We start from the raw sequence: 16411 nt of genomic DNA on the forward strand, positions 1-16411 counted from the left end.
GCGGGAGATCAGCGGTAGGCGGGGATGCCGGTCAGGGCCTCGCCGAGCACGAGCGTGTGGATCTCCTCGGTCCCCTCGTACGTCAGGACGCTCTCCAGGTTGTTCATGTGCCGGATCACCGGATACTCCAGCGTGATGCCGTTACCGCCCAGGATGGAGCGTGCCTGGCGGGCGATGTCCAGGGCGGCGCGGACGTTGGCGAGCTTGCCGAAGCTGATCTGGCGCGGGGTGAGGGTTCCCGCGTCCTTGAGGCGGCCCAGGTGGAGGGCGGTGAGCTGCGACTGTCCCAGGCCGACGTACATCCAGGCGAGTTTCTCCTGGGTCAGCTGGAAGCCGCCGATGGGCCTGCCGAACTGGACGCGGGAGGTGGAGTAGTCGACGGCCGACTCCAGGCAGGCGCGGGCGGCGCCCACCACGCCCCACACGATGCCGAAACGGGCCTCCGACAGGCACGACAGCGGGCCCTTCAGGCCGCGCACCCCGGGCAGTACGGCGGAGGCGGGCAGCCGGACGTCGTCGAAGTACAGCGACGAGGTCACCGAGGCTCGCAGGGACATCTTCCGGTGGATCTCCGGGGCGGTGAAGCCCGGGGTGTCCGTGGGCACCACGAAGCCGCGGACGCCGTCCTCGGTCTGTGCCCAGACCACGGCGACGTCGGCGATGGAGCCGTTGGTGATCCACATCTTGGAACCGTTGAGGATCCAGTCGCCCGAGGGGTCCTGCTTGGCGTGGGTGCGCATGCCCGCCGGGTCGGAGCCCTGGTCGGGCTCGGTCAGGCCGAAGCAGCCGATCGCCTCGCCCGCGGCCATCCGGGGGAGCCACTCGTCCTTCTGCTCCGCGGAGCCGTACTTCCAGATCGGGAACATCGCGAGCGAGCCCTGCACGGACACGAACGACCGCAGCCCGGAGTCTCCCGCCTCCAGCTCGCGGCAGGCCACACCGTACGAGACGGAGTCGAGGCCCGCGCAGCCGTACCCCTCCAGGTGCATGCCCAGCACGCCGAGCGCGCCGAGCGCCGGGGCGAGCTCGCGGGCGGGGAAGGCGGCCTCCTCGAACCAGTCGCCGACGTGGGGCAGGATCCGGTCCGTGACGAGGTCCCGCACGGTGTCGCGGATGAGGCGCTGCTCCTCGGAGAGCGTGTCGTCGATGCGCAGGAGATCGTCCATGAGATTCCCTCTCTCTTCGGCCCTGTCAGGGTATTACCGGTGCGGGTGGGACAGGGGCCAGGGTCACGTTCGGCCAGGGGTGGGGTGTATGTCAGGGTCGCGCCAGGGGGAATCCCGATGTGAGGAAGGTCCGCTCTCGGGCAGTCTGAGGACATGAACGAAAACGATTTCTCCGGCGTCAAGAAACTCCAGAGGACCAGAGACGGGCGCATCATCGCGGGTGTGGCCTCCGGTCTCGGACGCTACATCGGGGTGGACCCCAACATCATCCGCGCCGCCCTCGCCATCGCCACCTTCTTCGGTGGCCTCGGGGTGGCGGTCTACGCGATCGGCTGGGTGCTCCTGCCCGACGAGAACAAGGACAGGTCGGTCCTGCAGGACGTGATCGACAAGAACAAGGACAACCCGATCTGGGTGGACGCCAGGACCAAGGCCGAGCAGGGCTGGGCCAAGGCCACCAACCAGCACCGCGCGCCGCACCAGCCGGCCACGGAGTACCCCACCCACCAGGCTCCCTTCCCGCCCGCCCCGCCCGTCGCCCCCCAGGCCCCGTACGGCACGGCGCCGCGGCAGGACGACGACACCCGCCCCCAGGCGTGACTCAGGAGGTCGCCTCCGCGCGAACCCTCTCGATGATCTCCCTGCGGGAACCCCTCCAGAGCACGGCCAGCGCGGCCGCCAGGGCAAGACCGGTCGCGCCGGCCAGCGCGACCACCGTCTCGGGGCCGAGCCGGTCGGCCGCGGCCCCGCCGACCAGGATGCCGATGCCCTGGGAGGCCAGCAGACCCGACTGGACCAGGCCGAAGGCCTGTCCCCGCTGCTCGGCGGGGACGCACTGCACGAAGGCGGCGTTGGCCGCGAGCTGGTAGGCCCCGCCCAGGCCGGAGACGAACCACAACAGCAGCACCACAGGAAGCGGTGGCTGCGCGGCGCACAGGATCAGCGGCGCGCAGGTCAGCATCGCCATCCAGCCCATCGACCGCAACCGGTTCGATGGGCTGACGTAGCGGCTGTACAGGAACGCGCCGACGACGGTGCCGGTGGGCATGGCGCCCATCAGCAGGCCGGTGACCAGTGAGAGCTCCTGGGGATTCCCGGTCAGCTCGTCGGCGTACGGGGTCGCGATCCCCTCGGGCAGCACGTAGAAGCCACAGAGCCAGGCGAAGAGCACCAGCGTACGCAGCCGGGGGTCACCGAAGACCAGCCTGGCGCCGGCGCGGGTCATCGTCCACATCGAGGGCCGGTTCTCGTCGGAGGGGATGGGGGCGGGACGCCGCCGTACCCCCGAGACGATGATGAGCGCGGAGGCCAGGAAGGTCGCCGCGTCCAGCGCCAGCGCGCGGTACGGCCCCATTCCCATGATCAGGACGCCGCCGACGGCGAAGCCGAGCATCTGCGCGCCCTGGTTGGTCATGTTCTGCAGGGCGGACCCCGCCACGTAGCGGTCGCCCTCCAGCAACTCCGGCAGCAGGGCCGCCCGCGCCGCGGAGAACGGCGCGCTGAGCAGCACGACGCAGAAGACCAGCACGCACAGCGCGGCGAACGAGACGCCGGGAATCGCCATGAGCGCGACCAGGAGAGCCCGGAGCAGGTCGCAGGCGATCATGATGCGCCGACGGGCGTGGCGGTCGGCGAGCCCCGCGAGAAGCGGTCCGCCGATGATCGGCGGCAGGTAGGTCAGGGCATAGACCGACGCCGTCGCCAGGGGTGAGTCCGTCCGTTCGAAGACCAGGACGGACAGCGCCACCCGTGAGAGCTGGTCGCCGAGGAGGGAAAGCCCCTGGCCGAGCCAGAGCGCGCGGAACTCCCTGATGGCGATGACCTCGCCGTAGGTCGCTTGGCGTTCCGCCGGACGGCGATGCCGCCCGGGTAGTCGGCCGGACTTGGTCGCCGCCATAGGACTCCGCTGAGCTCGCAGGCACACTGACTGTGGGTGTTCACTGTGTAACCTACGGTGCCTGCTACAAGGCCGCCGCGCAACCGAAAGCAATCAAGCGCATGCAAACCGTGATGATAAGCGGCGACATTCCGGATAGGAGGTCTTTGACATGCCGTGCGGGGTTACTTACCAGCCCAGCTCATGCAACCGGTCATCATCGATGCCGAAATGGTGGGCGATCTCATGGACAACGGTTATCTGCACCTCTTCGATGACCTGATCCTCGGTCTCGCAGATCGAGCAGATCGGCCTGCGGTAGATCTCGATGCGGTCGGGTAGCACTCCTGCGTACCATTCGCCCCGCTCGGTGAGCGGGATACCCGTGTAGAGACCTAGAAGATCCGGTTCGGGGGGATCGTCGACGACGACGAGCACCACGTTGTCCATGACTTTCGTCAGCTCGGGGGGAATGGTGTCCAGAGCCTCGGCCACGAGCTCCTCGAACTTCTCCCGCGAGATCTCGATCACACCCGTCATTCTGCCCCGTGATACCGGGTAGAGGTGGAGGCGCATGAAATTCGCTGATTGGACCCAGGGAGCCCGTCGTGTCGCCACCGGGCGAATCGCCCGTGGCCTGGTCGTCGCCGCCGTCGCCCTGGCCGGCGCGTGGCTCGGCATCATGCTGGGCGGGGCCGTACGGGCCAACGTCGGCCCGGTGGAGCTCGGCATGTCGGCGGAGCCCTCGTGGGCGGGGGAGACCGTTGTCGACGCTCACCCTTTCGGCACACTTCTGTTCGACACCCACGACGCCCCGGTCGGCCTCCGGGTGACCCTGGAGAACATCAACCCCGACCGGGCCCGCGGATTCCTGGACGACCCGCGATTCTCCGCCGACCGGCTTCCCGCGCTCCTGGAGGAGGAACTGGGCGCCGGCGTCAGGACGCTGATCCTGCGCGCCGCGTTCTCCGGGCTGTTGGGCGCCCTGATCACGTCCCTGATCGTCTTTCGCCGGCCGGGACCGGCCCTGGCGGGCCTGATGGGCATCACCGTCGCGATCGCCGGTACGGGCGCCGCCATAGCCCTGACCTTCCGGCCCGACTCCGTGGTGGAACCCAAGTACACCGGCCTGCTGGCCGGCGCGCCGTCCCTCGTCGGCGACGCCGAGTCGATCGTGACCAGGTTCGAGTCCTACCGGGTCCAGCTCGCCAAGCTCGTCAACAACGTCTCCCAGCTCTACGACGTCGTCTCCGCCCTGCCGGTCTACGACGCCGACCCCACCTCCATCCGGGTGCTGCACGTCTCCGACATCCACCTCAGCCCCATCGCCTGGAACCTCATCCGCTCGGTCACCGCCCAGTTCAAGATCGACGCGATCATCGACACCGGTGACCTGACCGACCACGGCACCGGGCCCGAGGACAGGTTCACCGAGGAGATCGGCACCTTCGGCGTCCCGTACGTCTTCGTCAGGGGCAACCACGACTCCATGGCCACCCAGCGGGCCGTGGCCAGGCAGAAGGGCGCGGTCGTCCTCGACAACGAGACCAAGACCGTGGCGGGACTGCGCATCTACGGCATGGGCGACCCCCGGTTCACCCCGGACAAGTCCGTCCCGGTCGACTCCAACCTCGAATCGCTCGCCGCCCTCGGCCGCTCGCGCGCCGCCGAGCTGGCGAAGCTGCCCAAGCAGGTCGATCTGGTCGCCGTCCACGACCCGACGATCGCCAAGGGGTTCTCCGGCGCGGTCCCGATGGTCCTCACCGGTCACTCCCACGAGAGATCCACCGAGTTGCTGCCCTCGGGCACCCGCCTTCTGGTCCAGGGATCCACGGGCGGAGCGGGTCTGCGGGCCCTCGAACACGACGAACCCACCCCCGTCGCGGCCTCCGTTCTGTACTTCGACGCCAACACGCACCGCCTGCGGGCCTGGGACGACATCACCCTGGGAGGGCTCGGCGAGCAGTCGGTTCAGATCCAGCGTCACGTTGAGACCGACCCTGGCCGTACAATTTCTCCTGTGCCGACGACCGCCCCGTCTCCAACGGGGTCGATCACCGTCACACCGACGCCGTAGGCCGCAAACCGCTTTGGCATCAGGGGCAAAAGTCCCCTATGCTTCAGAGGTCTCCAGCGGAAGACGGCGACGGAACGAGATGAGAGTCTCGAGCCCCCATCGTCTAGTGGCCTAGGACACCGCCCTTTCAAGGCGGCGACACGGGTTCGAATCCCGTTGGGGGCACGGCCGAGCCAAGGCTCGCCAGGGAAACGGCAGGTCGAAGACCTCCGGAAAACTGGTAGGCTAAGCAAGGCAAGAAAGACCGGGACAAAAGCCCCGGAAGCAAGGTCCTGTAGAGCAGTTTGGAGTGCTCGCCACCCTGTCAAGGTGGAGGTCGCGGGTTCAAGTCCCGTCAGGACCGCTCTGGTAGGTGTTCGATCCACCACCGAGGTCAGGTAGCTCAGTCGGTACGAGCGTCCGCCTGAAAAGCGGAAGGTCGGCGGTTCGACCCCGCCCCTGACCACAGCAACTGAGCAGCACAAACGCCCCGAGCCAATTATGGCCGGGGCGCTTTTTGTTGTGCTTGACGACAACGCGTTTTTCGTTAGGGGAGCGAGTGATGGGCTGGCGGCTCCTGTGATGCCGGGAGGCGCGTCTGTCGGCTCAGGCCGCGGTGCGCTATCTGATGGGCCGAGGGTTCATCGAGATGCGCCACGACGCACATCGTGCGCCGGGAGTTGCAGGGTGAGGACCTCGGTTGTCTGGGGTGCCGGGAAGGCATCAGGTATGTGAGGCAAGCGTGTTCCCGACGAATATGCCCGACAAGTTGTCTGGGGTTGTCAGGCATGTTCGCCTACGGAAATCCTTTCTCAAGGATCTCGTTCAGGCCCGGTCGTACGTGGCGAACTCCAGCGTTTCCGCGGTCATACTGCCTCAGATGCCCATCGGATTCGATGCCGGGGGTCAATGGTTGGCCGAGCGAGCGTCGGGTCCGGAGCATCGACCTGAGCGTGGTGAGGCTGGGTAAGCGTCGACCTGACGCCATCATCACGGGGTGTGAATCGTCCTAGCCTTCGCGTCGTGAGGCCCTAGGTGTGGAGCTCCGGCTGGCGTGGTGCGGGGATCCACGCCAGCGTTCGGCTCCGGGTGCCTTCTTTCAGGTGGGCAGGACGGCGTTGTGGGGATTGGTCAGGCGGGCAGCACGTTGTCGGCGAAGGCGCCGCGCATGTTGCCGCGCTCTTCGAAGACGAACACGATGTAGGTCTCGAAGTACTCACCGGGCTGGCCGGCGACGCGCGCGATGCCGACCTTGGTGCTGGCCTTCCAGACCAGCTGGGTGAAGTGGCCGGCGCTGGGGGAGAACTGGGCGGCGGCGAAGTCGTAGGCGGTGATCTCGTCGTACCACTTATTGACCGCTCTGGATCCGGGAAGGGCTTCGGCGTCGCCGGCCCAGAAGATGTTCTCGCCCGTCTGTGCGCGCAGGCCGGTGTGGCCGGCCGCGAGCTTTTCCTGCTCGGAACGGGACAGGGCCCGCTCCAGTGCGTAGGCGTTGAGTTCGGCGTCCATGACCAAAGGCGGCGCGTGGTGCTTGGTGCGGTAGGCGTTGGCCTCGGCGAGCGCTTCAGCCTGGAACTCCGGGGTGGTGGCGTCAGGCAGGGCGGGGCGGGTTCCTGTCATGAGACATCCTTCGAACGGTGGTGGGGACGCCGGGCGGTCACGCTCGCTACCCATCGCGGATTCACACAGGCGGCGGGTGGAGCTCTGCCGCCTGTGTGAATCCGCCGGATGCCGCCTTTGTCCACCCTCGGACAGTCGGTCGGTACCTCTCAGGAGCGCCTATCACCTCTCCGCAAGCCGGCGCCTTGTCAGAGAGGGGGCATCGAGGTCGGCGAGGTCGTCGCCGCCTGGTGGGCCTGCGCCGCCTGCGGGGACGGTGCAAGCCCGGGAGTCGTCAGGCCTGGTCGTGCAGCTCGGTGCGGGCGGCTTCAACCTGCTCGACGATGGTGGCCAGCACCGGCTCCGGGACGTCCTTGTCACGGAAGGTCTCCACGAGCTGGTCCAGGACGATGTCGGCTTCCTTGAGGTCGCCGGCGTGGGTGTGGGCGTGGGCCAGGCGGCGCGTGGTCTCGTTCAGGGTGATGTTGTCGACGCCGGCGTCGGTGGTGGGGTCGAGGGTGGTGGCCACGACCGCGCCGAGCTGTTCGATGCTGGTGTCGGTGTCGATCGGCCCCTGGTAGAGGGCTTCGATGCCCCATTGCCACTTCAGGCACTGGTCACCGGTGAGGAAGACCGTGTACCCGGTCCCTTTCTTGCTGAGGTCGAACGCGCCGTCGCTGCAGCTGGCAAACGGCTCGGGCAGACTGGCGAACGCTCCGTTGAACGCTTCGGTGAGCGGCTTCTGCACTGCAACGCCTGTGCGTCGATCCGAGCGGCCTCCTCCCCGCGCAGGGAACCACATCACCCATCGGTTGCCCAAATTCATGACGACCGCGGAGAATCCGGTGGTCTCGGCCCGCATGAACCCCATCGTGTGCGCCTCCTGGCCGGGCCTTGAGGGCCCACACCCATTGACGCTAAGAGACCGTTCCGATACCCACAATGACCGCTATACGTCAGGTCAGACCGAAACAAACAGCACTAACACCCGATTTCGTTACGGACTACCTCGTTCGCCCCTTTGACTTCCCCAGTGCAACCGGATGCCGTCCACATCCCCTTTTGTTCGACTGGAAGTGAAGCCGCAGGTCCAAGGGCGAGGGTAAGGGTTCACCCGTCACACTCTGATCCCACCGAAGACACATCTGCCGCTTTCGCCCCACCGGCACCGAAAGGAGACACCGTAAGCGGCGCCGTTATCTGGCCTCATCTGGCCACTCTCATGACGGCTACGGAGTCCTAACCGACTCGGAGATTGCGGCGATGATCCACGGCAGCATGAGCCCACCACCACAGCGCTTGCGCACCGGCCTGGGCGTGACGATGAGGCCAGAGAACCGGGTGCCATGTACGGGATGTCGGCTGCCTGTCGCGTACGACAGCGATCACGAAGACGCGTCGAGCAGACGATTGCCCCGCACGACCGTTGCACGACTCGGGTGCCTTATTCCGTACATCGCGCCGGACGCCGTTCGCGCCCGGCGGCCAGCATGAACGCCGCACCAACGGTTTCTCGCCGGCCACTATCTGAGCCTCCACGGCGGCGACGACCCGCCCCACAGGTCCCAGGACCATCCACTCCTCGCGCGTGCGTCTCCGCGACTGATGGACCTCCCGGCGATTCAACGGCGCGGTGGCTGCGGTCGCCCTCCTTGTCTTAACGGGTTTGAGGCGGCTGACCAGCTAGTTCGCTTGACAATCCCAAGTAGTGTTCGTAGACCGTTCAGCCGCATCGACCGCATAAGAAGTATCGCCAATGGTCTCCACACAAACCGGCGCGGTTCAATCTGGCCAGGCCAAGCCCTCCAGGGGAAGATTTCTCACATGGCTTGGGAATGGGGGCACCGGTTGTGGCGGGAACTTCTGGAGTCGTTGGCGTCTTCTTCACGTGGTTCGCTGGAGCGCAAGCGCACATGGAACGTATGGTCTCGAAGGCCAGGGACGAAGAACTGCATGTATGGAGGCTCAAGGAACGAAGGGATGCCTATTTGAATGCGTTGAAGGTTATCGGCTTGGATTTACGCCGCCAGCGCTGCGAGCAGCAAGACAAGCATCAGAAGTTGGCCGAGGTCGAAAAATTCCGGCCCAGGGGCAACGCATTCAAATGCATGTGGAGGCCATCATCGGGGTTCAAGTCTTCGGCAGTGCGGAGGCGCGAGAACTAACCGAGGCGTGGCGTCTCAGCGCCGATAAGGACGACTATGAGGCTCAGATTAGACTGGCAGGGGAAATCCGCCAGCAGGTCCGAGAGGAACTCTGGTCTGTGGAGAGTGACGTGAAACCTGTGCGGCCCCAAACGGCCATCGTTTCAAAGTTTCACGACGAGACCGACAAGATCAGGGTGAGGAGCGGTTCCTTGGCAGACAGTCCTAAAGGCACAACGAGGATACGCCGCGCCGAGGAGCGGCTAGGAACGACCACAGACGACGACAAGTAGACCAGCAACTCGCACTTTCGCGGCCGGCATGAGCTGGTGGGGTTGACACCGCAGAGTCTTTGAATGCTTCGAGCCTCCACCGCCGGCTACGAGAGGTGGGGCTGACGACAACATCGGCCACCGCGAGCACGCGTTGGCAGCCGTCCACCGCCTTCTGGCCTTGTGTCCGTCGAGAGGAGCAGGGTGATCGCTCCGCCTGGCTGAAAAGCGGAAGGTCGGCGGTTCGACCCGGCCCCTGACCACAGCAGCTGAGCAGCACAAGCGCCCCGAGCCACTTATGGCCGGGGCGCTTTTTGTCGTGAAGCCGTACGGCTCCAAGGCCGGCCGTGGCGCGGATCTCCGCCCAGCTCCGTCGCAGGTTGTCCGGCTCCATGGGCGTACCGCGGCGAGAGGGAGGACGAGCCCGTGATCCTTCCACGGCGACGACCCGCCGCTGAGCCGGGGCTCGCACCACGGGACGGCGAGAGCCCGCGGGACGACGAGAACCCACGGGGCGTTGACTTTGTCGCAAGGTATGACGCACCATGTTGCTACAAAGCTTGCGACAAAGGAGGCGCCATGACCCATGAACCGTTACCGGACGCCGGCCCGTCGGCGCGTGCGGCCGATCTGCGACTGGCGGGCGAGTGGCTGGCTCGCCACGATCTGGCCGACGCTCACCCGACCCCGCTGCTGGCCATCCGGCTGGCGGTCCGCAGACGCGCTCGCCTCATCGCTCAGATCCTCCTGGCCGTGCTGATCCTCGCGAGCTCGCTCGCCGCCGCTTCCACCTTCGGCAGCCCCCCGACGTATCGCCCGCTGCCGCTGCTGGCCCTGGCCACGCTGGTGGTCGGGCTACTGCTGGCACAGTCACTGCTCGACCGGTGGGTGCGACGCGTCGACCAGCAAGCGGGCGCGACACTGTCGCGCAGGGCCGCCCATTCGATCCAGCCCGGCTGGCGGGCCGTGCTCGGCCAGCCGTACGCCGTCTTCGCGGTCGCCACGTTCGTCGGTGCGATGGCGCTGGCCGGCAGCGCCCTGGCCATTCCCGACCCCACCGTGCGGCAGTTGGCCGTCGTGCTGCTGATCGGTCTGCTCGGCGCGACGGCCATCACCGCCATGCAGCTGCGCCACCTGCTCAGGCACCCGGTCGTGGCGCAGGACGAGGAGTCGCTGACCGCCGACGTCATCATGCGCGTGGAGGACGCCCGCGAGCTCACCACACCCAGCGTGCAGTGGTCGCTGCCCATGGTGCTGCTGTTCGGCACCGCGCCCGGCTGGTGGAGTGCCGCCGCGTTCGTCTACCTGATCCTGGGCCTGGTCGCGTTCGTCGTGCTCCACGCCAGGATGCCGTCGAGTGCGACGGTGGCCCGGCGAGCCATGAGCATTCGATGATCGTCATCGACGCGGCCTCGCCGGTGCCGCCGTTCGAGCAGCTGCGGGCCCAGCTCGCCCGGCAGATCCAGGACCGCACGCTGGCCGTGGGCGCCCGGCTGCCGACCATTCGCCACCTCGCGGCCGACCTCAGCCTGGCCGTCAACACGGTCGGCCGGGCCTACCGGGAGCTGGAGGAGGCGGGACTGATCGAGACGCGCGGGCGGGCCGGCTCGTTCGTGTCGGCCGCCGGCGAGGAGGGCCGGGAGCGGGCCCGCCGGGCCGCCGCCGACTACGCGGCCGTGATCGCCAGCGTCGGCATCGACACGGGCGAGGCGATCCGCATCGTCCAGGCGGCCCTGACCTCCGGCGCGGCAGCACCGGCCTCGTCACGACCGCGACCCGGCCGCGAGGGTCATGTCGCCGGGCACGCGACGTCCGCGTAGCGGCTGATCAGGCGGCGTCCGAGCCGTCGCATCGGCTGCTCCGGAAATCCCGCGCCAACCCCGCCGCCCGTTCCGGTCGCCGTGAAGGAAACCGGCTCGTGAAAGGCGCGGGCGTCTGACCGATCGATCCACCCGGGTGGCGGCTCGCCGTAACCATGGGAGTTCGGGGCCGGAACGGTGGATGGCGGCGACTCCGCCCGCGTCGGCCTGCTGACGCCACTGACCGTTCCGTTGTCGGTCAAGCCCCGTGACCTGCTGGGAGCGGTCGAATCACGGGTGGCGGTGGCGACCGGATCGTTTGAGCGGTGGCGGCCGCCATCTCCACCAGCCGCCGAACGCACGAAAACCTCCATGGCATCGGTCGTTCTCCCGGCCGACTCTCATCAAGGCGAGGCTCCTGTCAGAGCGGGGCTCCGGATCGTTGGACGAAGGGCGTCACGGGCGGCGTCCGCCCGCTCGACTCCCACCGTGAACCACGGTCCCCGTTTCTCCGCGTGATCGAGCGAAGGGTCTCGCGTATCCGGCGGTGCCGAGTTCATGGCAATCGAGAAAGCATCTGTTCCTTTCGAAAAGGGGTACCAGTGCGATTAATTCTGCGATCAAGACTGACGGTGTTCATCGCCGCGGCGACAGTGGCCACCGTGGCGGCAGGCGCGCCCACGTCGGCCGAGCCCAGGACAGGCGCGCCGGAACCGGCGGTGGCCGAAGCCGGGGGAGCGGCTCCGATCTGGGGCGAGTGCCCGCCGACGGCGCCCGGCGGCATCACGCGCGACCCACGCCAGCAGTGCGCGACGTTGCGGGTGCCGCTGGACTACCGCGCCCCGCGCGGGCGGAACATCGAGATCGCGATCTCCCGGATCGGCACGGCGCGACCCGGGTCGCGCCGGGGGATCCTGCTGTCCAACCCGGGAGGCCCGGGCGACAGCGGCCTGGACCTGCCCAGCCGGCTGGCGGTCGTACTGCCGCCCGAGGTCCTGGATCAGTACGACCTGATCGGCTTCGATCCGCGAGGGGTCGGCCACAGCGCCCCGGTCACCTGCGGTCTCGATCTCGTGAAGCAGTTCACGCTGCTGCTGCCCTACCCGGCGCCCGATGGTGGCATCGAGCGCAACATCGCCTTCGCACGAGACACCGCGGCCGCGTGCGCCGAGCATTCCGGCGATCTGCTTCCGTTCATCACCACGGCCAGCACGGCCCGGGACATGGACCGCATCCGAGCCGCGCTCGGTGAGCCGAAACTGTCCTACTTCGGCCTCTCCTACGGCACCTACCTGGGGGCGGTCTACCTCTCGTTGTTCCCCGGACGCGGCGATCGGATCGTGCTGGACAGCGCCGTCGATCCGGGCATGGTCTGGCGGGACATGTTGCGGAACTGGAACGAGGCGGTCGCGGCGCGTTTGCCCGACCTGCTCGCCTTCGCGGCCGAGCGGGACGCCGTCTATCACCTCGGCGCGACGCCGGACGAGGTCAGGCGCACCTACGATCGGCTGACCGCGGCCCTCGACCGGCGACCCCTGCCGGACCCGAGCGGCTTCGTACTCGACGGCAACGCCCTGCGTGAGATCACCCGAATGAGGCTTTACTTCGACGGCTACTTCCCCTCCATGGCCGAGTTGTGGCAGGAGGTCGCGGCCGCCGTCTCAGGCTCTACCGTGGACACCGCCATATTGACGCGGCTGGACCGGCCTGGGTCTGTCGGCGGGGGCGCGGGGAGGGCGGGGATACCGGCGGACAACCATATCGCCGCTTTCTACGCGGTGATCTGCGATGATGCGGCCTGGCCGCGCAGCGTGGCGCTGCACGCCCGGCAGGTCGCGGCCGACCGGCGGGCGTGGCCGGTGACGGCGGGCATGCCCTCGAACCTCTGGCCGTGCGCGGCCTGGCACAGCCGGCCGGTGGAGCCGCCGGTGACGGTCACCGGTCACGGGCCGCGCAACGTGCTGATCCTGCAGAACACCCGCGATCCCTCCACGTCCCTGGCGGGCGCGCGCGGCCTGCGCGCCGCGCTCGGACGGCGGGCCGTCATGATCACGGTTGACCAGGGTGGCCACGGCGTCGTCGGGCTGGGCAGTTGCGCCGACGAGGCGATGAACTCCTTCCTCGCCACCGGGGCACTGCCCGGGCGAGACCGCTTCTGCCCGGCGCCGTCACCGGCCGGCGCCGCCGCTCGCTCCACGCCCTCGCCGTACATACCTTCCGTGGGGCCGCTGTAGGGCCGTTGCCCGTGGACTGCCGTGTGCCGGTGGATCACATCGATCCTCATGGACGAGAAGCCGCTTGACATGACGTGGATGGAGGAACGTTCTCATCATGTCGAGCGTCGGTGACATGGCAGCGCACCTTGTCCGGGTCGTTCATCGGATGACGCGGCAGGTGCGGCAACTGGCCGAGCGAACACCGCCGCAGCGGGAGCGCCATGTCGACCTGCTGCGCGCCGTCGCGATCACGGCGGTCGTCGTCGGGCACTGGCTGGCGATCTACGTGACCCGCGACGGCGAGGGCTTCCAGGGCGCGAGCATCCTCCAGGTCGCCTCGTGGACCCATCCGCTGACATGGCTGTTCCAGGTGATGCCGCTGTTCTTCCTGGTGGGCGGCTTCGCGAACGCCATGTCCTTCACCTCCCATCTCGGGCGGGGCGGCAATGCCATGGGCTGGGTGCTGGGCCGGACCGCTCGGCTTCTGCGCCCGACGACGATGCTGCTGGGCGGGCTGGCGGTGGCGGCTCTGACGGCCGGGGTTCTGGGTGCCGAGCCCGACCTGATCGGCGTGGCGGTCTGGCTGGCCTCGATCCCGTTGTGGTTCCTGGTCGCCTACATCGCCGTGATGGTCCTCACCCCGCCGATGTACGCCTTGCACCGGCGTGCGGGTCTGGCCGTGCCGATCATCCTGGCGGTCCTGGTCGGCGGGGGCGACCTGGCCCGTCTGGTGCTGACCGTTCCCTATGTGGGCCAGGCGAATTTCCTGCTCGCCTGGCTGGCCGTGCATCAACTCGGTTTCGCCTGGCAGGACGGGCGCCTGCCGTCCCGGCGGAGCGTGGCTCTACCGATGGCGGCGGTCGGGTTCATCGCCCTCGTGCTGCTCACGGTGGTCGGCCCCTATCCGGTCAGCATGGTGGGGTTCGGGGGGGAGGAGATACGGAACACCTCTCCACCTACGTTGGCCCTCCTGGCTCTGGCCGTCACCCAGACGGGAATCGCCCTGTGGACGCGTGACCGGGGGAACCGGTGGCTGCGACGGCCGGGCCCGTGGACCGTCGTCGTGGCGATCAACTTGGTGATCATGACGCTTTTCCTCTGGCACATGACCGCCGTCGTGATCGGCGTCCTGGTGCTCTACGGAACGGCGGTGATGCCCGACGCCACGCCCGGGTCGGCACTCTGGTTGCTCCTGCGCCTTCCCTGGCTCGCCTGTCTGGCGCTGGTTCTCGCCCTTCTCGTCGCGGTGTTCGGGCGTTTCGAGCAGCGTACGGGGCCGCGGGCCGATCTCGTGGGGACGGTGAAAGGCGTGTGGCCCACCGCACTGACGATCGCCGGGGTCGGTGCCGTGCTCGCCGGGCTTCTGTCCCTCGCTCTGGCCGGCCTGGGCTACCACGGACCGGTGGGCCTGCCCGTGACGGTGCTGGTCGCCTACTTCGGCGGTGTCGCCCTCCTGGGTCTCGTCCGTTGGCGGTATTCGCATCCGGCGCAGGAGTGATCGGGGTGGGGCATCCTGGAGCCGCCCTTCCCCACCGATCAGATCCCGGATCAGGGTGTGGGGAGTTCACCCGTGCGAAGCAGTACGAGGCCTTCTTCGTGCCATTCGGAGCGGTCTGTGGCCGGAGGTAGTTCAACCCCCGCGAGTCCGGCCGGGGCGGAGAACTGTCGTCGTAGCCGTTCCATGAGCTGCTCGGCCTGCCTGAGCGTCTCCGGCAGGTCGTCCGGGGCCTCGACGCTGAGGCCGAGAACCGTCGCCCCGTCACGAGTGACCGTGATGATGGCCTGGTAGTGGTCGCGAGCCCTGAGGTAGAGGGTGAAGGCGTCATCCCCGTCGCGGAGTAACTCGTCGAGGACCTCGCCGTCCGCGTCGCTCGCGATGCCCAGGACACGAACCCGCCTGAAAGCGTGAAACCGCTCGTCGCCGGGGGCGTCCATGTTGACGTATTCGTCGATGAATCGCCCGAAGACCTCGGAGCCGGGGTCTGGAACCCACACGTAGACGTCGAGACACGGCGGCACGGACCCAGCGTATTCGCGTCGCCGTGGATCGGAGAAGACCGTCCTCCGACGCTGCCGGCATGAGGGATCCCGGTCCTTCGTCACGCCGGAACCCGTCACCTTCGGGGAGACCGGTCCCGCCGGTCTCCCCGTTCCGCTCGTCCGGGTCGCGATCAACCGATCGGTGGATCGCGACCACCACCCGGTGGAGCCGATCCCCCCGCCGAACGGCGGCCAGGTCCCGTCCACTGGTCAATGTCGGAACGAGCGCCGCCGTAGAAGGGTGGACATAGCCAGTCGCCGACAGGGTCGAGCCCGAGAGGACACGCGCATGCCACCGGTCATCGAGGTACGCAATCTCCACAAGCGCTACGGAAACAATGTCGCGGTCGACGACGTGTCGCTCACCGTCCAGGAGGGCGAGATCCTCGGGATCCTCGGCCCGAACGGCGCCGGCAAGACGACGACCGTGGAGTGCATCGAGGGCCTCCGCGTGCCGGACCGGGGCGAGATCAAGGTACTCGGGCTCGATCCCCGACGGGACCACGCCGAGCTGACCCGGCGGCTCGGTGTGCAGTTGCAGGCGGGGCAGATCCAGGAGCGGCTGGAGGTCGCCGAGGCCCTGGAGCTCTACAGCTCCTTCTATCCCAAGCCTGCCGACTGGCGCGGGCTGATGGACGGCCTCGGCTTGGCGGGCAAGGCGAGGACCAGGTACGCCAAGCTGTCCGGTGGCCAGAAGCAGCGGCTTTCCATCGCGCTGGCGCTCGTCGGCAGCCCTCAGGTGGCGATACTCGACGAGCTCACCACCGGCCTCGACCCGCAGGCACGGCGCGACACCTGGGACCTGATCGAGGGCGTGCGCTCCCGCGGGGTGACGATCGTGCTGGTCACCCATTTCATGGAGGAGGCCGAGCGGCTGTGTGACCGGTTGGCCCTGATCGACGCGGGCCGCGTCGTCACGGTGGACACCCCGGCCGGTCTGGCCGAGCGGGCCCGTATCGAGCAGCGGATCCAGTTCCGCCCGTCCAGGCAGATGGACGACGAGCTGCTGAGGAGCCTGCCCGAGGTCTCCGGCGTCACCCGCCGGGGCGAGCTGGTCATCGTCAGCGGCAACAGCGACGCGCTCAACGCCGTCACCGCCGTACTGGCCCGCAACCAGATAGTGGCCGAACGGCTGCGCGTCGAGCAGGCGAGCCTGGAGGACGCGTTCGTCAAGCTGACCGGGAAACGCCCCGATGCCACCTCGTGATCCGCATGATCCGAGCGATCCGAACCGATGCAGCCC

The 16411-nt window shown here is 68.1% G+C and carries 14 protein-coding genes and 3 tRNA genes; 11 read left to right on the forward strand and 6 right to left on the reverse strand.

The window, feature by feature from the left end; all coding sequences use genetic code 11:
* Positions 1-8: 8 nt before the first annotated feature.
* Positions 9-1166, reverse strand: a complete 1158-nt coding sequence (locus tag ACTOQ3_RS34750; protein ID WP_440087722.1) for an acyl-CoA dehydrogenase family protein — start codon at positions 1164-1166, stop codon at positions 9-11.
* Between the two features lie 153 nt (positions 1167-1319).
* On the opposite strand from ACTOQ3_RS34750, the gene ACTOQ3_RS34755 reads away from it, so the two are divergent.
* Positions 1320-1766 (forward strand): PspC domain-containing protein, encoded by a 447-nt coding sequence (locus tag ACTOQ3_RS34755; RefSeq protein ID WP_440087723.1) that lies wholly within the window; start codon positions 1320-1322, stop codon positions 1764-1766.
* Between the two features lies 1 nt (position 1767).
* Here ACTOQ3_RS34755 and ACTOQ3_RS34760 read toward each other — a convergent pair whose 3' ends face one another.
* Together ACTOQ3_RS34760 and ACTOQ3_RS34765 are read right to left on the reverse strand one after the other, a co-directional pair.
* Positions 1768-3063 (reverse strand): MFS transporter, encoded by a 1296-nt coding sequence (locus tag ACTOQ3_RS34760; protein WP_440087724.1) that lies wholly within the window; start codon positions 3061-3063, stop codon positions 1768-1770.
* 168 nt (positions 3064-3231) lie between these two features.
* On the reverse strand, positions 3232-3582 hold the full coding sequence (locus tag ACTOQ3_RS34765; protein WP_440087725.1) for a metallopeptidase family protein: 351 nt from the start codon (positions 3580-3582) through the stop codon (positions 3232-3234).
* Between the two features lie 34 nt (positions 3583-3616).
* Between ACTOQ3_RS34765 and ACTOQ3_RS34770 the strand changes: the two genes are divergently transcribed.
* The 4 genes from ACTOQ3_RS34770 (at position 3617) to ACTOQ3_RS34785 (ending at position 5564) form a co-directional block, all read left to right on the forward strand.
* Complete coding sequence (locus tag ACTOQ3_RS34770) at positions 3617-5119, forward strand: metallophosphoesterase family protein (protein ID WP_440087726.1); 1503 nt, start codon at positions 3617-3619, stop codon at positions 5117-5119.
* Positions 5120-5211: 92 nt separating this feature from the next.
* Positions 5212-5284: transfer RNA gene (locus tag ACTOQ3_RS34775), tRNA-Glu, on the forward strand.
* Between the two features lie 103 nt (positions 5285-5387).
* A tRNA-Asp gene (locus tag ACTOQ3_RS34780) sits at positions 5388-5462 on the forward strand.
* Positions 5463-5490: 28 nt separating this feature from the next.
* Positions 5491-5564: transfer RNA gene (locus tag ACTOQ3_RS34785), tRNA-Phe, on the forward strand.
* Between the two features lie 665 nt (positions 5565-6229).
* On the opposite strand, the gene ACTOQ3_RS34790 is transcribed toward ACTOQ3_RS34785, so the two are convergent.
* Both ACTOQ3_RS34790 and ACTOQ3_RS34795 read right to left on the reverse strand, forming a co-directional pair.
* Positions 6230-6718, reverse strand: a complete 489-nt coding sequence (locus tag ACTOQ3_RS34790; RefSeq protein ID WP_440087727.1) for a CAP family protein — start codon at positions 6716-6718, stop codon at positions 6230-6232.
* A 274-nt stretch (positions 6719-6992) separates the two neighbouring features.
* Entirely contained in the window at positions 6993-7559 is a 567-nt protein-coding gene (locus ACTOQ3_RS34795) for a hypothetical protein (RefSeq protein ID WP_440087728.1), read from the reverse strand.
* Positions 7560-8807: 1248 nt separating this feature from the next.
* Here ACTOQ3_RS34795 and ACTOQ3_RS34800 point away from each other — a divergent pair.
* From ACTOQ3_RS34800 to ACTOQ3_RS34820, 5 genes are all read left to right on the forward strand, one after another.
* Positions 8808-9134, forward strand: a complete 327-nt coding sequence (locus ACTOQ3_RS34800) for a hypothetical protein (RefSeq protein ID WP_440087729.1) — start codon at positions 8808-8810, stop codon at positions 9132-9134.
* Between the two features lie 558 nt (positions 9135-9692).
* A complete protein-coding gene (locus ACTOQ3_RS34805) occupies positions 9693-10508 on the forward strand; it encodes a hypothetical protein (protein WP_440087730.1) in 816 nt (271 codons plus the stop codon).
* Positions 10505-10933: a GntR family transcriptional regulator gene (locus ACTOQ3_RS34810; protein WP_440087731.1), complete on the forward strand. Its 429-nt coding sequence runs from the start codon at positions 10505-10507 to the stop codon at positions 10931-10933. The genes ACTOQ3_RS34805 and ACTOQ3_RS34810 overlap by 4 nt, the downstream gene beginning before the upstream one ends.
* Positions 10934-11514: 581 nt before the next feature.
* Positions 11515-13146 carry an alpha/beta hydrolase gene (locus ACTOQ3_RS34815; RefSeq protein ID WP_440087732.1) on the forward strand — a complete coding sequence of 544 codons (1632 nt, stop codon included), beginning with the start codon at positions 11515-11517 and terminating at the stop codon, positions 13144-13146.
* A gap of 115 nt (positions 13147-13261) precedes the next feature.
* Entirely contained in the window at positions 13262-14626 is a 1365-nt protein-coding gene (locus ACTOQ3_RS34820) for an acyltransferase family protein (RefSeq protein WP_440087733.1), read from the forward strand.
* 50 nt (positions 14627-14676) lie between these two features.
* Here the strand turns inward: ACTOQ3_RS34820 and ACTOQ3_RS34825 are convergent, their stop codons facing one another.
* On the reverse strand, positions 14677-15147 hold the full coding sequence (locus ACTOQ3_RS34825; protein WP_440087734.1) for a hypothetical protein: 471 nt from the start codon (positions 15145-15147) through the stop codon (positions 14677-14679).
* 310 nt (positions 15148-15457) lie between these two features.
* On the opposite strand from ACTOQ3_RS34825, the gene ACTOQ3_RS34830 reads away from it, so the two are divergent.
* Positions 15458-16375, forward strand: a complete 918-nt coding sequence (locus tag ACTOQ3_RS34830; protein WP_440087735.1) for an ABC transporter ATP-binding protein — start codon at positions 15458-15460, stop codon at positions 16373-16375.
* Positions 16376-16411 lie beyond the last annotated feature (36 nt).

Origin of the sequence: Streptosporangium sp. LJ11 (assembly GCF_051918945.1) — a bacterium.
Lineage (GTDB): Bacteria > Actinomycetota > Actinomycetes > Streptosporangiales > Streptosporangiaceae > Streptosporangium.